Annotated in this window: 31 protein-coding genes; 1 reads left to right on the top strand and 30 read right to left on the bottom strand. The window is 57.6% G+C overall.

Translation table 11 applies throughout. The annotated features are described in order from the left end of the window. Positions 1 to 121: 121 nt before the first annotated feature. Complete coding sequence (locus tag DXH95_RS01675; RefSeq protein ID WP_115547732.1) at positions 122 to 979, top strand: DUF6929 family protein; 858 nt, start codon at positions 122 to 124, stop codon at positions 977 to 979. A 55-nt stretch (positions 980 to 1,034) separates the two neighbouring features. On the opposite strand, the gene rplQ is transcribed toward DXH95_RS01675, so the two are convergent. The 30 genes from rplQ to rpsJ form a co-directional block, all read right to left on the bottom strand. Next, positions 1,035 to 1,451, bottom strand: coding sequence for a 50S ribosomal protein L17 (gene rplQ / locus DXH95_RS01670; protein WP_115547731.1), 417 nt, complete (start codon positions 1,449 to 1,451; stop codon positions 1,035 to 1,037). A gap of 234 nt (positions 1,452 to 1,685) precedes the next feature. Beyond that, positions 1,686 to 2,747 (bottom strand): DNA-directed RNA polymerase subunit alpha, encoded by a 1,062-nt coding sequence (locus DXH95_RS01665; RefSeq protein WP_115547730.1) that lies wholly within the window; start codon positions 2,745 to 2,747, stop codon positions 1,686 to 1,688. 103 nt (positions 2,748 to 2,850) lie between these two features. Continuing rightward, the gene (gene rpsK / locus DXH95_RS01660; RefSeq protein ID WP_115547729.1) at positions 2,851 to 3,240 is read right to left on the bottom strand and encodes a 30S ribosomal protein S11; all 390 of its coding nucleotides are present in this window, start codon (positions 3,238 to 3,240) and stop codon (positions 2,851 to 2,853) included. A gap of 58 nt (positions 3,241 to 3,298) precedes the next feature. Continuing rightward, positions 3,299 to 3,667, bottom strand: coding sequence for a 30S ribosomal protein S13 (gene rpsM, locus DXH95_RS01655; protein ID WP_115547728.1), 369 nt, complete (start codon positions 3,665 to 3,667; stop codon positions 3,299 to 3,301). Between the two features lie 194 nt (positions 3,668 to 3,861). Then, complete coding sequence (gene rimK, locus DXH95_RS01650; RefSeq protein ID WP_115547727.1) at positions 3,862 to 4,767, bottom strand: 30S ribosomal protein S6--L-glutamate ligase; 906 nt, start codon at positions 4,765 to 4,767, stop codon at positions 3,862 to 3,864. Next, a complete protein-coding gene (locus DXH95_RS01645) occupies positions 4,764 to 5,234 on the bottom strand; it encodes an ATP-dependent zinc protease family protein (RefSeq protein ID WP_239016508.1) in 471 nt (156 codons plus the stop codon). Before DXH95_RS01645 ends, rimK begins: the two co-directional genes overlap by 4 nt. Before the next feature lie 27 nt (positions 5,235 to 5,261). Beyond that, positions 5,262 to 6,026, bottom strand: a complete 765-nt coding sequence (locus DXH95_RS01640) for a hypothetical protein (protein ID WP_115547725.1) — start codon at positions 6,024 to 6,026, stop codon at positions 5,262 to 5,264. 59 nt (positions 6,027 to 6,085) lie between these two features. Beyond that, on the bottom strand, positions 6,086 to 6,730 hold the full coding sequence (locus DXH95_RS01635; protein WP_115549338.1) for an adenylate kinase: 645 nt from the start codon (positions 6,728 to 6,730) through the stop codon (positions 6,086 to 6,088). Between the two features lie 47 nt (positions 6,731 to 6,777). Then, positions 6,778 to 8,151, bottom strand: coding sequence for a preprotein translocase subunit SecY (secY, locus tag DXH95_RS01630; RefSeq protein WP_115547724.1), 1,374 nt, complete (start codon positions 8,149 to 8,151; stop codon positions 6,778 to 6,780). Between the two features lie 178 nt (positions 8,152 to 8,329). Continuing rightward, a complete protein-coding gene (gene rplO / locus DXH95_RS01625; RefSeq protein ID WP_115547723.1) occupies positions 8,330 to 8,845 on the bottom strand; it encodes a 50S ribosomal protein L15 in 516 nt (171 codons plus the stop codon). Between the two features lie 62 nt (positions 8,846 to 8,907). Next, positions 8,908 to 9,084, bottom strand: coding sequence for a 50S ribosomal protein L30 (gene rpmD / locus DXH95_RS01620; RefSeq protein WP_115547722.1), 177 nt, complete (start codon positions 9,082 to 9,084; stop codon positions 8,908 to 8,910). A 6-nt stretch (positions 9,085 to 9,090) separates the two neighbouring features. Next, complete coding sequence (gene rpsE, locus DXH95_RS01615; RefSeq protein WP_115549337.1) at positions 9,091 to 9,780, bottom strand: 30S ribosomal protein S5; 690 nt, start codon at positions 9,778 to 9,780, stop codon at positions 9,091 to 9,093. Positions 9,781 to 9,782: 2 nt separating this feature from the next. Then, positions 9,783 to 10,136 carry a 50S ribosomal protein L18 gene (rplR, locus tag DXH95_RS01610; protein WP_115547721.1) on the bottom strand — a complete coding sequence of 118 codons (354 nt, stop codon included), beginning with the start codon at positions 10,134 to 10,136 and terminating at the stop codon, positions 9,783 to 9,785. Positions 10,137 to 10,139: 3 nt separating this feature from the next. Then, the gene (rplF, locus tag DXH95_RS01605; RefSeq protein WP_115547720.1) at positions 10,140 to 10,673 is read right to left on the bottom strand and encodes a 50S ribosomal protein L6; all 534 of its coding nucleotides are present in this window, start codon (positions 10,671 to 10,673) and stop codon (positions 10,140 to 10,142) included. Beyond that, a complete protein-coding gene (rpsH, locus tag DXH95_RS01600) occupies positions 10,673 to 11,068 on the bottom strand; it encodes a 30S ribosomal protein S8 (RefSeq protein WP_115547719.1) in 396 nt (131 codons plus the stop codon). Before rpsH ends, rplF begins: the two co-directional genes overlap by 1 nt. A gap of 12 nt (positions 11,069 to 11,080) precedes the next feature. Next, the gene (rpsN, locus tag DXH95_RS01595; protein WP_115547718.1) at positions 11,081 to 11,386 is read right to left on the bottom strand and encodes a 30S ribosomal protein S14; all 306 of its coding nucleotides are present in this window, start codon (positions 11,384 to 11,386) and stop codon (positions 11,081 to 11,083) included. A gap of 44 nt (positions 11,387 to 11,430) precedes the next feature. Next, positions 11,431 to 12,015 (bottom strand): 50S ribosomal protein L5, encoded by a 585-nt coding sequence (rplE, locus tag DXH95_RS01590; RefSeq protein ID WP_115547717.1) that lies wholly within the window; start codon positions 12,013 to 12,015, stop codon positions 11,431 to 11,433. Next, positions 12,008 to 12,331, bottom strand: a complete 324-nt coding sequence (gene rplX / locus DXH95_RS01585) for a 50S ribosomal protein L24 (protein WP_115547716.1) — start codon at positions 12,329 to 12,331, stop codon at positions 12,008 to 12,010. The genes rplE and rplX overlap by 8 nt, the downstream gene beginning before the upstream one ends. A 1-nt stretch (position 12,332) precedes the next feature. Continuing rightward, complete coding sequence (gene rplN / locus DXH95_RS01580; protein ID WP_115547715.1) at positions 12,333 to 12,701, bottom strand: 50S ribosomal protein L14; 369 nt, start codon at positions 12,699 to 12,701, stop codon at positions 12,333 to 12,335. A 3-nt stretch (positions 12,702 to 12,704) separates the two neighbouring features. Next, positions 12,705 to 12,977 carry a 30S ribosomal protein S17 gene (gene rpsQ / locus DXH95_RS01575; RefSeq protein ID WP_115547714.1) on the bottom strand — a complete coding sequence of 91 codons (273 nt, stop codon included), beginning with the start codon at positions 12,975 to 12,977 and terminating at the stop codon, positions 12,705 to 12,707. Between the two features lie 12 nt (positions 12,978 to 12,989). Further along, positions 12,990 to 13,199, bottom strand: a complete 210-nt coding sequence (gene rpmC, locus DXH95_RS01570; protein WP_115547713.1) for a 50S ribosomal protein L29 — start codon at positions 13,197 to 13,199, stop codon at positions 12,990 to 12,992. After that, positions 13,196 to 13,633: a 50S ribosomal protein L16 gene (rplP, locus tag DXH95_RS01565; RefSeq protein ID WP_115547712.1), complete on the bottom strand. Its 438-nt coding sequence runs from the start codon at positions 13,631 to 13,633 to the stop codon at positions 13,196 to 13,198. Before rplP ends, rpmC begins: the two co-directional genes overlap by 4 nt. Positions 13,634 to 13,653: 20 nt before the next feature. Further along, complete coding sequence (rpsC, locus tag DXH95_RS01560) at positions 13,654 to 14,358, bottom strand: 30S ribosomal protein S3 (RefSeq protein ID WP_115547711.1); 705 nt, start codon at positions 14,356 to 14,358, stop codon at positions 13,654 to 13,656. A gap of 2 nt (positions 14,359 to 14,360) precedes the next feature. Then, positions 14,361 to 14,741: a 50S ribosomal protein L22 gene (gene rplV / locus DXH95_RS01555; RefSeq protein ID WP_115547710.1), complete on the bottom strand. Its 381-nt coding sequence runs from the start codon at positions 14,739 to 14,741 to the stop codon at positions 14,361 to 14,363. Further along, a complete protein-coding gene (gene rpsS, locus DXH95_RS01550) occupies positions 14,741 to 15,016 on the bottom strand; it encodes a 30S ribosomal protein S19 (RefSeq protein WP_115547709.1) in 276 nt (91 codons plus the stop codon). Before rpsS ends, rplV begins: the two co-directional genes overlap by 1 nt. Positions 15,017 to 15,019: 3 nt before the next feature. Beyond that, entirely contained in the window at positions 15,020 to 15,856 is an 837-nt protein-coding gene (gene rplB, locus DXH95_RS01545) for a 50S ribosomal protein L2 (protein ID WP_115547708.1), read from the bottom strand. Positions 15,857 to 15,866: 10 nt separating this feature from the next. Continuing rightward, the gene (locus DXH95_RS01540) at positions 15,867 to 16,175 is read right to left on the bottom strand and encodes a 50S ribosomal protein L23 (RefSeq protein WP_115547707.1); all 309 of its coding nucleotides are present in this window, start codon (positions 16,173 to 16,175) and stop codon (positions 15,867 to 15,869) included. Continuing rightward, positions 16,168 to 16,794 carry a 50S ribosomal protein L4 gene (rplD, locus tag DXH95_RS01535; protein ID WP_115547706.1) on the bottom strand — a complete coding sequence of 209 codons (627 nt, stop codon included), beginning with the start codon at positions 16,792 to 16,794 and terminating at the stop codon, positions 16,168 to 16,170. The genes DXH95_RS01540 and rplD overlap by 8 nt, the downstream gene beginning before the upstream one ends. Positions 16,795 to 16,797: 3 nt before the next feature. Then, positions 16,798 to 17,634 carry a 50S ribosomal protein L3 gene (gene rplC, locus DXH95_RS01530; protein WP_115547705.1) on the bottom strand — a complete coding sequence of 279 codons (837 nt, stop codon included), beginning with the start codon at positions 17,632 to 17,634 and terminating at the stop codon, positions 16,798 to 16,800. A 156-nt stretch (positions 17,635 to 17,790) separates the two neighbouring features. After that, complete coding sequence (rpsJ, locus tag DXH95_RS01525) at positions 17,791 to 18,102, bottom strand: 30S ribosomal protein S10 (RefSeq protein WP_115547704.1); 312 nt, start codon at positions 18,100 to 18,102, stop codon at positions 17,791 to 17,793. Positions 18,103 to 18,190: the final 88 nt, after the last annotated feature.

Genomic DNA, 18,190 nt, shown 5'->3' with positions numbered 1-18,190 from the left:
AGCGCACAACGCATGCGGATATATTCCTCTCTGAAAACATTATAATATAAGAGGTAGGGCCGGGCGACGTTTAGCGCAATCCGCATTTGGGCAATGGCAAGCAAAGCGCTATGCCGCAATCATGAAGCTGGATTTCATCCGCCCCTTGAACGTCGAAGCGCCGTTAGCTTCCGGTCGTAGCTTTCTTTCGGCAGCAAGCGGGATGGTTCGGTTCGGCAACAGAATCTTCGTCGTCGCGGATGACGATGTCCACCTCGCAACCTTTAACGGCAGCGACGCTGGGCGACTGATCGGTCTGCTTCCCGACGCGCTCCCGCACGATGCCAAGGCGCGTAAAAAGGCCAAGCCCGATTTTGAAATACTGCTCGCGCTCGATGGTAATCGCCTGCTGGCGCTCGGTTCAGGGTCGACCGAGCGGCGGATGCGCGGCGTCATAGTGGACGTCTACAAGCCGTCACCCACGATCCTGCTGGATCTGACGCCACTTATTGCAGCGATCTCAATGCTGGTTCCGGAGGTTAATCTTGAAGGCGGCGTGATAGATGGCGATCGATTGTTGCTGTTCAACCGGGGTAATATGGCTGCGCCTGCAACGCAGGTGATCGAAACGTCCGTGGTGGCGACGCTTTCCGGAAGCGCCGCAAAGGTGCGTCTAGCGCGCGAACTGGATTTTCCAGATATTCAGGGTGTACCGCTTACGGCGACCGATGCGTGTCAGCTGGAGGATGGCTGCTTCTTGTTGTCAGCAGTCGCTGAGGCAACCGACAACAGCTATGCCGACGGCGCGTTGGCCGGTGCAGGCGTCGTTTTGCTCGACCACGAACTGAATGTCATTGCGGTGGAATTTGTCGAGCCTTCGGTCAAGATTGAGGGCATTGTTGCGAAGCGCGTTGAAGATGGCATCGAATTCTTTTGTGTCACTGATGCCGACGATCCGGTGCAGCCTGCAGGTCTTTATCGCGCTCTATGGCGCACATGAAAAAGGCGGCACCCTTCGGGGCACCGCCTTTTTGAAATCCGTATAAACGAATGGCTTAGGCCGCTTCATCCATATCTACGTCAACCGGGCCCGAATCCTGGCCCTTGGCGCTGGTGTCGCGATCGACCAGTTCGATGATTGCCATCGGCGATGCGTCCGACGCACGGTAACCAGCCTTGATGATGCGGGTATAACCGCCGTTGCGGTCGGCATAGCGCGTAGCAAGCACGTCGAACAGCTTGGCGAGCTGGGCGTCGTCCATCAAGCGGCTCTGCGCCAGACGACGGTTGGAAAGGCCGCCCTTCTTGGCAAGCGTGATCAGCTTTTCGACATAGGGGCGAAGTTCCTTCGCCTTTGCAACGCCGGTGGTGATCTGTTCGTGCTTGATCAGCGAAGCCGCCATATTGCGCAGCATCGCGATACGATGACTGCCGGTGCGGTTCAATTTACGTTGGCCCATTTTATGGCGCATGATTTTGTCCTTCGTTCGTAAGGGGGCCGTGCAAGGTACCCCAGTCCAGGCAGCAATCAGGGCCGCTGCCGGTTGCCCATTCTTTTCTCTCTCCTTCAGGGGAGAGCTGTGAGACTTGGCCTGCGCAAGCAGGCCTTAGTCGCAGCGGAGAGGGGCCCCTCTCCAAGTTCGGCTAGCGAACAAGTTCGCAAGCCTGACTGTCCTCTCCCCCGGAAGGGGAGAGGGCTATTCGGTTTAGCCCAGCAGCTCTTGTTCGAGCTTTTTGGCCATTTCTTCGATATTTTCAGGCGGCCAGCCGGGGATGTCCATGCCGAGGCGCAGGCCCATCGAGCTGAGGACTTCCTTGATTTCGTTGAGCGACTTGCGGCCGAAGTTCGGCGTACGCAGCATCTCGGCTTCGCTCTTTTGAACGAGGTCGCCGATATAGATGATGTTGTCGTTCTTTAGGCAGTTGGCCGAACGGACCGACAGCTCCAACTCGTCAACCTTCTTGAGAAGGTAGCGGTTGAGCTGGTTGGCGTCCGATTCCTCGCTTGAGGCCGGTGCCGCAGCAAGACCGATCATCGGCGACGAAGCAGCCATCGACTCTTCAAAGTGGACGAATACCTGCAACTGGTCCTGAAGGATGCGTGCAGCGTAAGCAACGGCATCTTCCGGGGTGACCGTGCCATCGGTTTCAACGGTCAGGTTCAGCTTATCGAAGTCCAGTTCCTGGCCGATACGTGCATTGTCAACCTTGTAAGCGACTTGGCGAACCGGTGAGTAGAGCGAGTCGACCGGGATAAGACCGATGGGCGCATCTGCCGGACGGTTGGCAACTGCGGGAACATAACCCTTACCGGTGTCGGCGGTGATTTCCATGTTCAGCGTCGCACCATCGTCGAGGTGACAGATGATCAGTTCAGGGTTCATCACCTGAATGTCACCGGTCACAGCGATGTCGCCTGCCTTGACGGTCGCAGGGCCAGTAGCCGAAAGCTGCATGCGCTTCGGACCTTCGCCTTCCATCTTCAGGGCAACCTGTTTGATGTTCAGAACGATGTCGGTGACGTCTTCACGCACACCGGCAAGCGATGAGAATTCGTGAAGGACATTTTCGATCTTGATCGAGGTGATCGCTGCGCCCTGCAGCGATGACAAGAGCACGCGACGCAGCGCGTTGCCGAGCGTCAGGCCAAAACCACGCTCGAGCGGTTCGGCGACGAAGGTTGCCTTGCGACGTGCGTCGCCAGCAGGCTTCACTTCGAGGCCCATGGGCTTTTTCAGTTCCTGCCAGTTCTTCATGTTGACGGACATGGATTTCCCCTAGGTTGGGCGGGATCGGTTCATTGGTGCACCTTACCGAACCGCCTTGAAAATTAAGGATGCGAGCCGGATGGCTCGCCCCTTTGAAACGGCTTCAGACGCGGCGACGCTTCGACGGACGCACGCCATTGTGCGGGATCGGAGTCACGTCGCGGATCGAAGTGATGGTGAAGCCGACGGCCTGCAAGGCGCGCAAGGCGCTCTCACGGCCCGAGCCCGGACCCTTCACTTCGACTTCAAGCGTGCGGACGCCATGTTCCGCTGCCTTCTTGCCGGCGTCTTCTGCAGCAACCTGTGCCGCATAAGGTGTCGACTTACGGCTGCCTTTGAAGCCCATCGTGCCTGCCGATGACCAGCTGATCGCGTTGCCCTGGGCATCGGTGATCGTGATCATCGTGTTGTTGAAACTGGCGTTGACGTGCGCGACGCCAGCCGAAATGTTTTTGCGTTCCCGCCTGCGGAGGCGCTGAGGTTCGCGTGCCATGATGCGTTATCCTGTCTACAAAATCTGGAATGAAGACGAAGAGCCTGGAAGGCCCGTCTTACTTCTTCTTGCCGGCGATCGGCTTGGCCTTGCCCTTGCGGGTGCGCGCATTGGTGTGCGTACGCTGTCCGCGAACAGGAAGGCCCTTACGGTGACGGAGGCCGCGATAGCAGGCGAGGTCCATCAAACGCTTGATGTTCATCGCGGTATTGCGGCGAAGGTCGCCTTCGACCGTATAGTCGGCATCGATCGTTTCGCGGATTTTCAGGACTTCGGCATCCGAAAGATCCTGTACCCGGCGGGTGTGATCGATTTCCAGCTTGTTGGCAATTTCGACCGCTTTGGTGCGTCCGATGCCATGGATGTAAGTCAGCGCAATGATAACGCGCTTGTTTGTGGGGAGGTTGACCCCGGCAATACGTGCCACTTTACTTTTACTCCTGCTCCACAGGGCTGGCCGCGGGGACCTCACCCTATCTCATAGCGTGGTGAATGGGCCGACAACGCAGAAAAAACCAGCGGGCGCAACAAGGCGCTGCTGGTTTTACCAGTGTGTCGGATGAAGCGTCTTTAAGGTGAGTCGGGCGCAGTGTCAAGCCGCAGCTTTCCGTGCTTTGGCGCTTATCCCTTACCCTTGGTTGCCGTCTTCCCCGCAACCGCATTTTCTTCGATAAACTCGATGATCCTGGTCGCGATATCCTTATTGGTCGCTTTCTCGATGCCTTCCAAGCCCGGCGAACTGTTCACCTCCATGATGACCGGCCCGTGATTGGAGCGCAACATATCGACGCCCGCAACGTTCAGGCCCATCGCACGGGCAGCGCGAACGGCGGTCGAGCGCTCTTCCGGCGTTATCTTGATCGCATTAGCCGTTCCGCCGCGATGGAGATTCGACCGGAAATCGTCATCCGCACCCTGCCGCTCCATCGCCGCAACCACCTTGTTACCGATAACAAAGGCACGGATATCGGTGCCATTGGCTTCCTTGATAAACTCCTGCACCAGGATGTTCACATTGGCGCCGCGAAAAGCCTCGATCACCGAGCGCGCGCTGTTTTCGGTTTCAGCCAACACGACGCCGATGCCCTGCGTGCCCTCAAGCAGCTTGATCACCACCGGTGCGCCGCCGACCATCTGGATCACCTCACCCGTCTGGCGCGGATCGTGGGCGAAGGCTGTGACCGGCAGCCCGAGCCCCTTGCGCGCCAGTATCTGCAGACTGCGCAGCTTGTCACGCGACCGGCCGATTGCGACACTTTCGTTCAGCGACCAGATTTTCATCATCTCAAACTGGCGCAGCACGGCCAGCCCGTAAAAGGTCACTGACGCCCCGATGCGCGGAATGACCGCGTCATAGCGCTTGATCTTCTCACCCTGATAATAGGCTTCGGGTCGGTGCGAGGTGATGTTCATCGTCACTCGCAACGTGTTCAATATGTCAATTTCATGCCCCCGCGCGCGTGCTGCTTCAGCAAGGCGTTGGTGCGAATAAAGCCCGGCATTCCGCGCGAGCATGGCGATTTTCATTTTTCCTCCGATGGTGCGGGTTTTCCCAGCACCCATTTGCGACCGCTGTTCACCAGCATCAGCCCCCGGCGCAAGGCCCGCCGTCCGATCAGGATGGGAAAGGCCATTGACCGGCGGTTCGCCAGTGTCAGCTCAGATTTCCAGCACAACTTACCCAAACAGATTTGCGTTTCGATGACAAAGCGATGCTGCCTTTCGCCGTTCGAACTGCGCACCTGACGCCGGTCCACCAAAGGGGCTTCGAAACGACGGGCTTTTTCGCCGGGAAAGGGGCGGAACCAGAATTCTACCCAATCGATGCCGTCACGTTCGAAAGGCCTTATCCGGGTGGCGTGAATAGATGATGTAGCAGCTCCTGTATCCATTTTGGCATGAATCGCGGAGAGGCCGAGCCCCGGCAGATCGACAAGTTCGCACCAGCCGATTTCGGCCTTGGTTCGCGAACCGGATTTAGACCGTCGTTGCACGGACTTGGCCCTGCCGGACATCACAGCCTATTCAGGCTGCTCGGCGGTTTCACCCGTGTCTGGTTCGACTGCTTCCGGCTTTCCAACTTTGGGTTCAGGCTCGATCGCTTCGACCACTTCGTCGAGCCCCGTGCGCTTTTCCAAACTCTCAGTTTCAGTTTTCACGGGTGGCTCAACATCCGGCTTCGCTTCCTTCTTCTTGTCCGTATCCGGTGCATCACCCGACTCATTTCCGACGACCTTGCCAAGCGGCTTGATCATCCGGTCAAACTGTTCGCGCAGCACGGCGTCAACGGCGGGTCCGATATCTGCGGTTTTGAAGCGCATATAGCCGCCAACAACATAGGAAAAGCTGACCCGCGTCCCTGCCCCGCTTTTCAACGGCTCCATTGCGACGGTCAAAGTCCCTGTCACTGCCTCTGCCTGCAAAGGCCCAAGACTTCCCCGCATGCGAAGCACTTTGGCCGGTTGGGCAAAGATGACGCGCATATGTTCGACACTACCTTTGGTGACGATCTTGCCGTCCTTGTCCTTTTCCTGGAACAATTCGCAAAAGCAGCCGCCAGCCTGCGGATCGATGTAGAAACCTTCAGTGCTGCCTGACCAGCTATGTGAGGGATTCCACCAATCCTTGGGTGCAAGCAAACGCTTCCAGACATCTTCCGGCTTTGCGAGCACATCGGCGGCATGAAGTGTAGAAAAGCCTTGCTCGGTCATGGTTTTGACCTCTGCCGCGGCAGGGGTCGCGAATAGCGCCATCATTGTGATGGCCGATGCAATGGTTTTTATCATGCGCCTTATTAGCCGCGAGGATATGCTCTCGGCAACGACGATTGCAGGGCTAGGCCAACTCAGTCGAGAATATCGTCGATGGCCTTGGTGACTTCATCGATATCAGCCATGCCGTCGACTTTGCTGACCACACCACGGGCTTCATAGATAGGCAAAATCGGTTCAGTCTTGGCGCGATATTCGGCCATGCGGGTGCGGACTGTTTCTTCATTGTCATCCGGACGGCGTTTGAATTCGGTCGATCCGCATTTGTCGCAGACGCCATCCTTGGCGGGCGTTTTGAACGTGTCGTGATAGCCCTCACCGCAATTGGCGCAAGTGAAGCGGCCGACAATCCGTTCGACCAGCGCATCTTCGTCGACCACCAGTTCGATGACATGATGCAAAGTGCGGCCGCGTTCATCGAGTATTGAATCGAGCGCATGTGCCTGCGCATCGGTACGGGGATAACCGTCAAAAATGACGCCCGTGTCCGCAGACAGTTGATCAAGCGCCTCACCAATAATGCCGGATACGATTTCGTCGGATACCAGTTCGCCCGCATCCATCACAGCTTTGGCTTGAAGGCCGATAGGGGTGCCTGCCTTCACCGCTGCACGCAACATGTCGCCGGTGGACAACTGAACCATGCCGCGACTGTCGACAAGATTACCAGCTTGCGTTCCCTTGCCGGCACCAGGAGGGCCGAGAAGAATGATGTTCAGCGTCTTGCTCACTTTACCCCTGCCCCTTTATTCGGCGGCCAACCGGATCAGCGTCCGCGATTGCCCTTCAATTTCGCTTTCTTCAGCAGATCACCATATTGGTGCGCCATCAGATGACCCTGGATCTGCGCGATCGTATCGACCGTCACATTGACCAGAATCAGCAAGCTGGTGCCGCCAAGAACGAAGAACTGCTGCTGCCCCGTTTGCCCCATCATGAAATCGGGGAGGAGACAGACCAATGTCAAATAAGCCGCACCCAGCACGGTGATGCGCGTCAGCACATAATCAAGGTAGTCCTGCGTATTCTTGCCGGGTCGGATGCCCGGAATGAAGCCGCCGGCCTTTTTCAGATTCTCGGCCGTTTCTTCGGGGTTGAAGACAACCGCCGTGTAGAAGAAGCAGAAGAACACAATGCCTAGGCCGTATAGCAGCAGATAAATCGGCTGCCCATGCTGCAACCATTGCAGCAATTGCTGCACGTAATCGCCAGCTGCATTGTCACCGACAGGTGCGCCCCCAAGTTGGACGATCGTCGTCGGCAGCAGCAGAAGCGAAGAAGCAAAGATTGGCGGGATAACGCCAGCGGTGTTTAGCTTCAGCGGCAAGTGGCTGCGATCCGCTTGCATCATGCCGCGCTGCGTCGCACGTTTTGGATATTGGACAAGCACCCGTCGCTGCGCCCTTTCGACGAAGCAAATGAGCAGCGTCAGGCCCACGAACATCGCGATGAAGCCAACGACGATGACGCCGCTGATCGAGCCGGTGCGACCGCCTTCAAGCAGGTTGGCAACCAGACGCGGCATCTGCGCAACGATACCGGCCATGATGATGAGCGAAATACCGTTGCCGATGCCACGGCTGGTAATCTGTTCGCCCAGCCACATCAGGAACAGCGTGCCGCCGACAAGACTGATGGTGGCGACCACGCGGAACATCAGGCCGGGTTCAACAACCGCCCGAATTCCGTTGGCGGCAGCAAGCGATTCAAGCCCGGAAGCCAGGAAAAAGCCCTGCACAGCGGTCAAAAGCACCGTGCCATAGCGGGTATATTGGTTCAGCTTTTTACGGCCGCTTTCGCCTTCTTTTTTGATCGCGGCGAGCGTCGGTGACAGCGAAGCTGCCAGTTGTACGACGATGGACGCGGTAATATAGGGCATCACACCAAGCGCAATCAAACTCATGCGCTCCAGCGAACCGCCCGAGAAAGTGTTGAAGATATCAAGGACACCGCCCGCTGCGTTATTCGCATAAAGCGCTGCCTGCGCGACCGGGTCGACACCCGGCAACGGAACGAAGCTCAAAAGACGAAATACGATGAGCGCGCCGATGGTGAACCATATCCGGCTCTTCAGATCGGTGGCTTTTCCGAAATTCGAAAAATTTACGCCGGATGCCATTTTGTCGGCTCGCGATGCCATGAAATTACTTTCCCTTGATTCCCGATTGCTGCGCTAGCCGTTGCGGCGGGAGCAATCTACCCCGAATTCACATGTCGATGTTTCCGTGGCCCGGAAACACCAAACCCCGCAGCCCATATCAGCCAAGGCCAATATCGGGACGCGGGGTCTGTTGCACAAGAGGACTATGCCTCTTTAATCACTTGGCCTTCTTGGCGCTGCCCTTCTTTTCGGCAGCTTTTTCGGCCGCAGGCTTCACGGTCAAGATTTCGACCTTGCCGCCAGCCTTTTCGACAGCTTCAACAGCAGCCTTTGATGCACCGGCCACCGACAGGTTGACCTTTGCAGTCAGCGTGCCCTTGGCGAGGATGCGGACGCCATCCTTGCCACCACGCGACAGTCCAGCAGCGCGCAGCGCGGCCTGATCAATGACAGCCTTGGCGTCGAGCTTCTTCGCGTCGATGAACTTCTGGATCATGCCCAGATTCACTTCGGCATAGTCCTTGGCAAAGATGTTGTTGAAGCCACGCTTCGGAATACGCATGTGAAGGGGCATCTGACCGCCTTCAAAGCCCTTTACGGCTACGCCCGAACGGCTCTTCTGACCCTTTTGGCCGCGGCCAGAGGTCTTGCCTTTGCCCGAACCGATACCGCGGCCTACGCGCATCTTGCGATGACGTGCGCCTTCATTGTCACGGATGTCGTTAAGTTTCATGTCTTGCACTCGCTTTCGCTTTGTTTCGCGCACCTCCCCCACAAGCGGGAGAGGATTGTATTTTAGCCGATGACTTCAACCATGTGCCGCACAGAGCGGATCATGCCGCGCACTTCGGCGGTGTCTTCAAGTTCGACCACCTTATGCATTTTGTCGAGGCCCAGACCCTGCAGCGTCTTGCGCTGAACAGCGGGGCGGCGGATCGGCGAACCGGTCTGCTTGATTTTGATCTTTGCCATTATCGCTTACTCCGCAATAGCTTCGGCGTCGGCTTCAGCAGTCTTGCTGCCACCGCGACCCAGAAGGTCAGCGATTTTCTTGCCACGACGCTGCGCAACCGACTTCGGGCTGGTCTGGTCGACCAGAGCGGCGAAGGTAGCGCGGACCATGTTATAAGGGTTTGACGTACCGATTGACTTGGTCACCACGTCGGCAACACCAAGGCTTTCGAACACAGCGCGCATCGGACCACCGGCGATGATACCCGTACCGGCAGGTGCCGAGCGGACATAGACGTTACCGGCACCGAAACGGCCATTGCCGTCATGATGCAGCGTGCGACCGTCTTTCAACGGAACGCGGATCATTTTCTTCTTCGCGGCTGCGGTTGCCTTGTTGATAGCTTCCGGCACTTCGCGCGCCTTGCCATGGCCAAAGCCGACACGACCCTGACCGTCACCGACAACGACGAGCGCTGCGAAACCAAAGCGCTTACCGCCTTTTACGGTCTTCGAAACGCGGTTGATGTGCACGAGCTTTTCGATCGTGCCGTCATCTTCCTTTTCTTCGCGGGGACGACGGTCATCGCGACGGCCACGACCGCCACCTTCGCCACGTCCACGACCGCGGCCACGACGGCCACCTTCGGCTTCAACTGCTTCAGGAGCAGCTGCGTCGACGACGACGTTTTCGTTTGTGTTGTTTTCGTCAGCCATCATCAGAACTCCAGCCCGCCTTCACGGGCAGCATCGGCCAGCGCCTTGACGCGGCCATGGAACAGGAAACCGCCGCGATCGAACACAACGCTGGTCACGCCAGCCTTTTTCGCGGCTTCTGCAACGCGCTTGCCAACTTCGGCAGCAGCTGCAGAGGTCGATCCGTTTTTCGTTTTGACCGCCTTGTCGTTGGTCGAAGCCGAAGCAACGGTGACGCCCTTGGAATCGTCGATAATCTGGGCGTAGATGTGCCGGCCTGTGCGGTGCACCGAAAGACGCGGACGACCGGCAACCTGCGAACGCAGTTTCGAACGGACGCGCTGGCGGCGCTTTTCAAAGAGAGAGAGCTTTGCCATGGCTTATTTCTTCTTCCCTTCTTTGCGGAAGATATATTCGCCGCGGTACTTGATGCCCTTGCCCTTATAGGGTTCCGGCTTCCTCCAGCGACGGATTTCGGCAGCAACCTGCCCTACCTTCTGCTTGTCGATGCCCGTTATTTCCACCGTGGTGTTATCGGGCGTCTTGATTTCAATTCCTTCGGGGATCGCGAAATCCACGTCATGGCTGTAACCAAGCTGAAGCTTCAGGTTACGGCCCTGCGCGTTGGCACGATAGCCGACGCCGGTGATTTCGAGGACCTTGGTGAAGCCTTCGGTCACGCCGGTGACCAGGTTCTGAACCAACGTACGTTGCATGCCCCAGAATGCGCGAGCTTCTTTGCTCTTGTTCGCTGGCATGACCGAAAGGCCTTCGTCCTTCATTTCGTAGGAAATGAGGTCGCTCATCGGCATGGTCAGTTCGCCCTTGGGCCCCTTTACCGACAAGGTGCCATCACCCATGCTGGCAGTGACGCCTGCAGGAATAGCAACCGGTTTCTTACCAATGCGGCTCATTAGAACACCTCCGCCAGGATTTCACCGCCGACATTGGCTTCGCGTGCTTCGGCGTCCGAGAGCACACCCTTCGGGGTGGAAACGATGGTGATGCCCAGGCCGTTGCGGATAACGGGAAGCTCGCTGCTGCCCGAATAGACGCGGCGGCCGGGTTTCGAAACGCGCGCAACATGCTGGATCGCAGGCTGGCCTTCGAAATATTTCAGCTCGATGCGCAGGCCCTTGTGGGCGCCCAGTGCTTCTTCGCTGTAGCCACGGATATAGCCTTCGCGCTGCAACACGTCGAGGACGCGGGTACGCAGCTTCGAAGCGGGCGAAACGACAGAGTCTTTCTTCGCGCGCTGGCCGTTGCGGATGCGGGTGAGCATATCACCCAAAGGATCGGTCAATGCCATTTTCTCTATCCCTTACCAGCTCGATTTCGTCACGCCGGGGATCAGGCCCTTATTGGCCAGATCGCGCAACTGGATACGGCAGAGCCGGAATTTGCGGTAATAAGCGCGCGGACGGCCCGTGGTTTCGCAGCGGTTGCGAACGCGGGTCGGGTTGCCATTGCGCGGGATCTCGGCCAGTTTAAGGCGCGCGATCAAGCGCTCGCTTTCGTCTTTCGACTCGTCATTGGCAATTGCCTTCAGCCGGGCATATTGCCCTGCATATTTCTTGACGAGCTTCTTACGACGCTCATTTTTATTAATGGAACTCAGTTTCGCCATGACTTAAGTTCTCGTCCTTTCTGACAAGAGGGCGAAAGCGGACATTAAGCCGCTTCCTTTTCCTCTGCTTGTTCTTGCGGGAAGGGGAAGCCGAACAGGCGGAGAAGCTCGCGGGCTTCGTCGTCGCTGTTGGCGGTGGTGGTTACGATGACGTCCATACCGCGGACGGTATCGATTGCGTCATAGCTGATTTCCGGAAAGATGATCTGCTCTTTCAGGCCCATGGCGAAGTTGCCACGACCGTCGAAGCTTTTCGGGTTCAGGCCACGGAAGTCGCGGATGCGCGGCATCGCAATCGTCACGAGACGATCGAGGAATTCGTACATCTGCTGGCGACGCATGGTCACCTTGACGCCAATGGGCATGCCTTCGCGCAGCTTGAAGCCTGCGATCGACTTTTTCGCCTTGGTGACGACCGGCTTCTGGCCAGCAATCAGTTCCATTTCGGCAAGCGCGGTCTGGACCTTTTTCTTGTCCTGCGAACCTTCGCCAACACCCATGTTGAGCGTGATTTTTTCGATCTTCGGCACAGCGAAGCGGTTGGTATAACCGAATTTTTCGGTCATCGCCTTGACGATTACATCGTCATAGCGCTGCTTCATGCGCGGTGTATATTTTTGATCAGCCATCGACCTTCTCCCCGGACTTGACGGCAACACGAACTTTCTTGCCATCTTTGCCGGCTTCAATGCGAACGCGGGTCGGCTTACCGGTCTTGGGATCGGCGAGTGCCACATTCGAAATGTGCAGCGGTGCTTCGAACGGCTTCTTGCCGCCCTGCGGGTCTGCCTGGGTGGGCTTCGCATGGCGAACGCGGACGTTCACACCCGAAACGACAACCTTGTCAGCCTTCGGATCGACACGGGTGACTTCACCAGTCTTACCCTTGTCCTTGCCAGCGAGCACCACGACGGTGTCACCCTTTTTGATTTTTGCCATTGCCATCTTACAAAACCTCCGGCGCCAGGCTGATGATCTTCATGTGGTTTTTCGCACGAAGTTCACGGCAGACGGGGCCAAAAATACGGGTCCCGATCGGCTCCTTGTTGTTGCCGATCAATACGGCAGCGTTGGTGTCGAAACGGATTACTGAGCCATCGGCGCGGCGAATATCCTTGCGGGTGCGAACAATGACGGCCTTGTGGACGTCGCCCTTCTTCACCTTGCCGCGCGGCTGGGCTTCCTTGATCGACACTACGATGATGTCACCAACGCCCGCAGTGCGGCGCTTGGAACCGCCGAGTACCTTGATGCACTGAACGCGCTTGGCGCCAGAGTTATCGGCAACATCGAGGTTTGATTGCATCTGAATCATGGATCAACCCTCCGCCAGCTCGGCTGCAGCTTCGGGGGCCGCGTTGACGCGTTCCACCAAAGTCCAGCTCTTGTTCTTCGAAATCGGTGCGCATTCCTGAATGCGAACAACTTCACCAGCCTTTGCCGAGTTCGACTCGTCATGGGCGTGATATTTCTTCGAACGACGAATGATCTTGCCGTAAAGCGGGTGCTTCACCTTGCGCTCGACGAGCACAACGACCGTCTTGTCGTTCTTGTCGGACACTACAGTGCCGGTAAGAATACGTTTGGGCATTGCTATGCTCCCTTATGCCGACTGCTTGGCGGCGTTTGCACGCTCGCTTTGCAGGGTCTTGATACGCGCGATGTCGCGACGCACTTCGCGGATACGGGCCGGCTTTTCGAGCTGGCCAGTCGCACCCTGGAAGCGCAGGTTGAATTGCTCGCGCTTCAACTCGCCGAGCTGGGTAGCCAGCTGGTCGTCAGTCTTGACGCGGAAGTCTTCAGTCTTGCTCATCCTTCGGCTCCCAGATGCGAGGTGTCGCCAAGACGGGCAACAACCTTGGTCTTGATCGGCAGCTTCATCGCAGCGCGGCTGAATGCCACAGCAGCGATGGGGCCCGGAACACCGTCGAGTTCGAACAGGATACGGCCCGGCTTGACGCGAGCTGCCCAATATTCGACCGAACCCTTACCTTTACCCTGACGGACTTCGGCCGGCTTCTTCGAAACTGGCACGTCGGGGAAAATGCGGATCCACAAACGACCCTGACGCTTGATGTGACGGGTAATCGCACGACGAGCCGCTTCGATCTGACGCGCGGTGATACGTTCCGGCTCAAGAGCCTTCAGGCCGTAAGAACCGAAGTTCAGATCGGTACCGCCCTTGGCATTGCCATGGATGCGGCCCTTGAACTGCTTGCGGAATTTATGTTTTTTAGGTTGCAACATGATGCTTGCCTATCTTCCTATCAGCGGCGTTCAAACTGCGGGCGAACACCCGAAGTCTGCGCTTCCATCATCAGGCGGTCGGTTGCCATCGGATCATGACCCAGGATTTCACCCTTGAAGATCCAGACCTTGATGCCGATGATGCCATATGCGGTCAGCGCTTCGGCTTCTGCATAGTCAACATTGGCACGCAGTGTGTGCAGCGGAACGCGACCTTCGCGATACCATTCGGTACGCGCGATTTCTGCGCCGCCCAGACGACCACCGCAGGTGATCTTGATGCCTTCTGCACCCAGACGCAGCGCCGACTGAACCGCACGCTTCATGGCGCGACGGAAGGCGATACGGCGGATCAGCTGGTCAGCAACGCCCTGCGCAACAAGCTTCGAGTCGATTTCTGGCTTGCGGATTTCGACAATGTTCAGCGAAACGTCTGCGTCGGTATATTTGCCGATAGCTTTTTTCAGCTTCTCGATATCCGCACCCTTTTTACCGATGATGACACCGGGGCGGGCAGCGTAGATCGAAACGCGGCACAGCTTGGCCGGACGTTCGATGACGATCTTCGAAATGGCTGCCTGCGGAAGTGTCTTCATCACGAACTTGCGGATGTTGATATCTTCCAGAAGCATACGGCCATAATCCGCACCTTCGGCGAACCAGCGGCTGTCCCACGTGCGGTTGATCTGCAGGCGGAGGCCGATTGGATTGCTCTTCTGACCCATGATTAAGCCTCTTCTTCCTGTTCGCGAACGACGATGCGCAAGCGGCTGAACGGTTTCAGGATGCGGGTCGACTTACCACGACCACGAGCGTGGAAGCGCTTCATGGTCAGTGCCTTGCCAACGCTGGCTTCGGCAACGACAAGGCTGTCGACGTCGAGATTATGGTTGTTTTCCGCATTGGCGATGGCCGAGGCCAGAACCTTGCGCGCATCGACAGCCATCGCACGCTTCGAAAAGCTGAGGATGTTCAATGCTTCTTCAACCTTGCGACCGCGGATCAACGCTGCAACCAGGTTAAGCTTCTGGGCCGAACCACGAATGGTGGTGCCGACAGCCAGCGCTTCCTTGTCGCCTACGCGGCGGGGGGCGGCTTGCTTACCCATTAGCGTTTGCCCTTCTTGTCTGCGCCGTGACCGTGATAGGTACGGGTGGGCGCGAACTCGCCCAGCTTGTGGCCGACCATGTCTTCGTTGACCGAGACAGGGACGAACTTGTGGCCGTTATAGACGTTGAACGTCAGGCCGACGAATTGCGGCAGGATCGTCGAGCGACGCGACCAGGTCTTGATCGGCGCGCTGCTGTTCGCATCCTGCGCGGTTTCTGCCTTTTTCAGCAGATAAAGGTCGACAAAAGGACCTTTCCAGACGGAACGAGCCATGACTTACCTCTTCTTCTTCGCATGACGTGACCGGATGATCATCTTGTCAGTCGATTTGTTCGAACGGGTGCGGGCACCCTTGGTCGGCTTGCCCCATGGCGTCACCGGATGGCGACCGCCCGAGGTGCGGCCTTCACCACCACCGTGCGGGTGGTCGACCGGGTTCTTCGCAACACCGCGGGTCAAGGGCTTGATGCCCTTCCAGCGGTTGCGGCCAGCCTTGGCGAGCGTGGTGTTCGAGTTGTCGGGGTTCGAAACCGCGCCAACCGTACCCATGCAAGAACCCAGGATGTAGCGCTGCTCACCCGAGTTCAGGCGAACGATGACCTTGCCGCCATCACGTCCGACGAGCTGCACATAGGTGCCTGCCGAACGGGCGATCTGGCCACCCTTGCCCGGCTTCATCTCGATGTTGTGACAGATGGTGCCCACCGGCATCTGCGACAGAAGCATCGCATTGCCCGGCTTAACGTCGGTCTTTTCGCCAGCAACCACCGTATCGCCAACATTCAGGCGCTGCGGAGCGAGGATATAGGCTTGTTCGCCATCCTCATATTTCACCAGCGCAATGAACGCCGTGCGGTTGGGGTCATATTCCAGACGTTCGACGGTTGCAGGCATATCCCATTTGCGACGCTTGAAGTCGACAATGCGATATTTCTGCTTGTGACCACCGCCGATGCCACGCGATGTGACATGGCCCTTGTTGTTGCGACCGCCGGTCTTGCGCTTGCCTTCGGTCAGCGCCTTGACGGGCTTACCCTTGTAAAGGCTCGAACGGTCGACGAGCACGAGGCCGCGACGCGCCGGGCTGGTTGGTTTGTAGCTCTTGAGTGCCATTTTCCTGCCCTTAGATACCGGTGGTGACGTCGATCGACTGGCCTTCAGCCAGCGTCACAACGGCCTTTTTGACGTCGTTGCGAGTGTAGGGCTTACCCTTCCACCGCTTGACTTTGCCCTTTTGGACAAGCGTGTTCACGCCCTTTACCTTGACGTCGAACAATGCTTCCACAGCGGCCTTGATCTGCGGCTTGGTCGCATCGCCTGCCACCTTGAAAACAACGGCGTTGTTTTCAGACAGCAAGGTCGCCTTTTCGGTAATGTGCGGCGCAACGATCACGTCATAGTGACGGACGTCGATTGCTTCTTTCTTAGCCATTGAAACGGGCCTCCAGCTTTTCAACCGCAGCGCGGGTCAGGACCAGCGTTTCATGCTTCAGAATGTCATAGACGTTGGCGCCCACGGCGGGGAGCACATTGACGCCGACGATATTGGCCGAAGCCTTGCGGAAATTGTCGTTTACGCCTTCACCGTCAATGACGAGGGTCGTCTTGCCGAAGCCGAGCTTCGAAAGCTGACCAGCAAGAGCCTTGGTCTTGCCTTCTTTCATATCCAGATCTTCAAGAACGATCAGCGTGCCGGCTTTCGCCTTGCTCGAAAGCGCCATTTTCAGGCCGAGCGCACGGATCTTCTTGTTGAGCGACGGGTTGAAGTCACGCAGACGGGCACCGTGAGCCTTACCACCACCGATGAAAGTCGGGGCAGCACGGTCACCGTGACGGGCAGTACCGCCACCCTTCTGACGACCGAACTTCTTGCCGGTGCGGGAAACGTCTGAACGCTCGCGGGTCGGACGAGCCGTACCGCGTGCCTTTTCACGCTGCCAGGTGATGATGCGGTGCAGAATGTCTGCGCGCGGTTCGAGGCCGAACACAGCATCATTCAGATCAATGTCGCCTTTTGCCTTGGCGTCGAGGGTTTGAACCTTGAGCTTCATGGCTTAGCCCTCCTTCTGCTCTTCGCCTGCGTCCGCGGCGGGTGCCTCGGCTGCAGGGGTTTCAGCGGCAGGTGCTTCAGCAGCAGCTTCTACAGCCGGAGCTTCGGTGACTTCGGCTTCAGCGGCAACGACCACTTCTTCCTCGATGACCGGCGCTTCATTGTCGTTTTTCAGCGCGCCCGGGAACGGAGCACCTTCGGGTGCCGGAACCTTGACGGCATCGCGAACGAGCAACCAGCCATTCTTCGAACCCGGAACCGAGCCACGAACGAAAATCAGTCCGCGCGCAACGTCGGTGCGGACGATTTCCAGATTCTGCTGGGTACGCTGACGGTCACCCATGTGACCTGCCATTTTCTTGTTCTTGAAAACCTTACCCGGATCCTGACGGTTACCCGTCGAACCATGGGCGCGGTGCGAGATCGAAACACCGTGGGTTGCGCGCATACCGCCGAAACCCCAACGCTTCATCGCACCAGCAAAACCCTTACCCTGGGTGTGGCCAGTGATGTCGACCAGCTGGCCGTCCACAAAGTGGTCAGCCGCAATGGTTGCGCCCACAGGCAGCAGCCCGTCGGCATTGTCGACGCGGAATTCAGCAACGCGGGCCTTGGGCTCAACCTGAGCCTTGGCAAATTCACCACGTTGCGGCTTGTTTACATTTTTCGCCTTACGGGCACCTGCTCCGAGACGAACAGCATAATAGCCATCCTTGTCTTCGTTGCGTTGTCCAACCACCTGGCAGCCTTCCAGCGCCAGAACGGTGACAGGTACGTGACGACCATCTTCATTGAAGAGGCGCATCATGCCCATTTTTTTGGCGATCACGCCAGTACGCATGACCAGTTTCTCCTACAGAGGCCGAATGGACCATCCATCCGGCTTGTCAGCCCTGATTGTCATGCATCGCCCCGTCCGGGCTGAACCCCTCAAACAAGAGGGAAGACGGGGGACGCAGCCCGGAACAAATCCGGCGGTATCCCTACCTCGCCAGCCTTAGGCCAGCTTGATTTCTACATTAACGCCAGCAGCGAGCTCGAGCTTCATCAAAGCATCGACCGTCTGCGGGGTGGGCTGCACGATATCCAGCAGCCGCTTGTAAGTGCGCACCTCAAACTGCTCGCGCGACTTTTTGTCGACGTGCGGGCCGCGATTGACGGTGAACTTTTCTATACGGGTAGGAAGGGGGATGGGACCGCGGATAAGTGCGCCAGTGCGGCGTGCGGTGTCAGCGATATCACCAGTCGCCTGATCGAGGACGCGATGGTCAAATGCTTTCAGACGAATGCGGATATTCTGCGTTTCCATGGTCAAACCAATTCCAAATTCTACCAGTATCAAAGAGCGAAAAACAGCCAGCCCAACCCCAATAGGATGCCGGGACAGCTGTCTATAA

It is taken from the genome of Sphingorhabdus pulchriflava, from assembly GCF_003367235.1.
Lineage (GTDB): Bacteria > Pseudomonadota > Alphaproteobacteria > Sphingomonadales > Sphingomonadaceae > Sphingorhabdus_B > Sphingorhabdus_B pulchriflava.
Note: the sequence above shows the minus strand (reverse complement) of the source record. Positions and strands in the feature narration are given on the sequence as shown.

Coding starts and splice junctions, on each gene's coding strand:
- rpsH (WP_115547719.1), bottom strand. CDS start 11,068: ATGGCATTGACCGATCCTTTGGGTGATATGCTCACCCGCATCCGCAAC.
- rpsJ (WP_115547704.1), bottom strand. CDS start 18,102: ATGGAAACGCAGAATATCCGCATTCGTCTGAAAGCATTTGACCATCGC.
- rplO (WP_115547723.1), bottom strand. CDS start 8,845: ATGAAACTTAACGACATCCGTGACAATGAAGGCGCACGTCATCGCAAG.
- rplF (WP_115547720.1), bottom strand. CDS start 10,673: ATGAGCCGCATTGGTAAGAAACCGGTTGCTATTCCTGCAGGCGTCACT.
- rpsS (WP_115547709.1), bottom strand. CDS start 15,016: ATGGCTCGTTCCGTCTGGAAAGGTCCTTTTGTCGACCTTTATCTGCTG.
- rpmC (WP_115547713.1), bottom strand. CDS start 13,199: ATGAGCAAGACTGAAGACTTCCGCGTCAAGACTGACGACCAGCTGGCT.
- rpsC (WP_115547711.1), bottom strand. CDS start 14,358: ATGGGTCAGAAGAGCAATCCAATCGGCCTCCGCCTGCAGATCAACCGC.
- DXH95_RS01665 (WP_115547730.1), bottom strand. CDS start 2,747: ATGTCCGTCAACATGAAGAACTGGCAGGAACTGAAAAAGCCCATGGGC.
- DXH95_RS01675 (WP_115547732.1), top strand. CDS start 122: ATGAAGCTGGATTTCATCCGCCCCTTGAACGTCGAAGCGCCGTTAGCT.
- rplN (WP_115547715.1), bottom strand. CDS start 12,701: ATGATTCAGATGCAATCAAACCTCGATGTTGCCGATAACTCTGGCGCC.
- secY (WP_115547724.1), bottom strand. CDS start 8,151: ATGGCATCGCGAGCCGACAAAATGGCATCCGGCGTAAATTTTTCGAAT.
- rplE (WP_115547717.1), bottom strand. CDS start 12,015: ATGGCTGATCAAAAATATACACCGCGCATGAAGCAGCGCTATGACGAT.
- rpsE (WP_115549337.1), bottom strand. CDS start 9,780: ATGGCTGACGAAAACAACACAAACGAAAACGTCGTCGTCGACGCAGCT.
- rplD (WP_115547706.1), bottom strand. CDS start 16,794: ATGAAGCTCAAGGTTCAAACCCTCGACGCCAAGGCAAAAGGCGACATT.
- rplC (WP_115547705.1), bottom strand. CDS start 17,634: ATGCGTACTGGCGTGATCGCCAAAAAAATGGGCATGATGCGCCTCTTC.
- rplR (WP_115547721.1), bottom strand. CDS start 10,136: ATGGCAAAGCTCTCTCTCTTTGAAAAGCGCCGCCAGCGCGTCCGTTCG.
- rplV (WP_115547710.1), bottom strand. CDS start 14,741: ATGGGTAAGCAAGCCGCCCCCCGCCGCGTAGGCGACAAGGAAGCGCTG.
- rimK (WP_115547727.1), bottom strand. CDS start 4,767: ATGAAAATCGCCATGCTCGCGCGGAATGCCGGGCTTTATTCGCACCAA.
- DXH95_RS01540 (WP_115547707.1), bottom strand. CDS start 16,175: ATGGCTAAGAAAGAAGCAATCGACGTCCGTCACTATGACGTGATCGTT.
- rpsQ (WP_115547714.1), bottom strand. CDS start 12,977: ATGCCCAAACGTATTCTTACCGGCACTGTAGTGTCCGACAAGAACGAC.
- rplP (WP_115547712.1), bottom strand. CDS start 13,633: ATGTTGCAACCTAAAAAACATAAATTCCGCAAGCAGTTCAAGGGCCGC.
- rpmD (WP_115547722.1), bottom strand. CDS start 9,084: ATGGCAAAGATCAAAATCAAGCAGACCGGTTCGCCGATCCGCCGCCCC.
- rpsN (WP_115547718.1), bottom strand. CDS start 11,386: ATGGCGAAACTGAGTTCCATTAATAAAAATGAGCGTCGTAAGAAGCTC.
- rplB (WP_115547708.1), bottom strand. CDS start 15,856: ATGGCACTCAAGAGCTACAAACCAACCAGCCCGGCGCGTCGCGGCCTC.
- rplQ (WP_115547731.1), bottom strand. CDS start 1,451: ATGCGCCATAAAATGGGCCAACGTAAATTGAACCGCACCGGCAGTCAT.
- rpsK (WP_115547729.1), bottom strand. CDS start 3,240: ATGGCACGCGAACCTCAGCGCCTCCGCAGGCGGGAACGCAAAAACATT.
- rplX (WP_115547716.1), bottom strand. CDS start 12,331: ATGGCAATGGCAAAAATCAAAAAGGGTGACACCGTCGTGGTGCTCGCT.
- DXH95_RS01640 (WP_115547725.1), bottom strand. CDS start 6,026: ATGATAAAAACCATTGCATCGGCCATCACAATGATGGCGCTATTCGCG.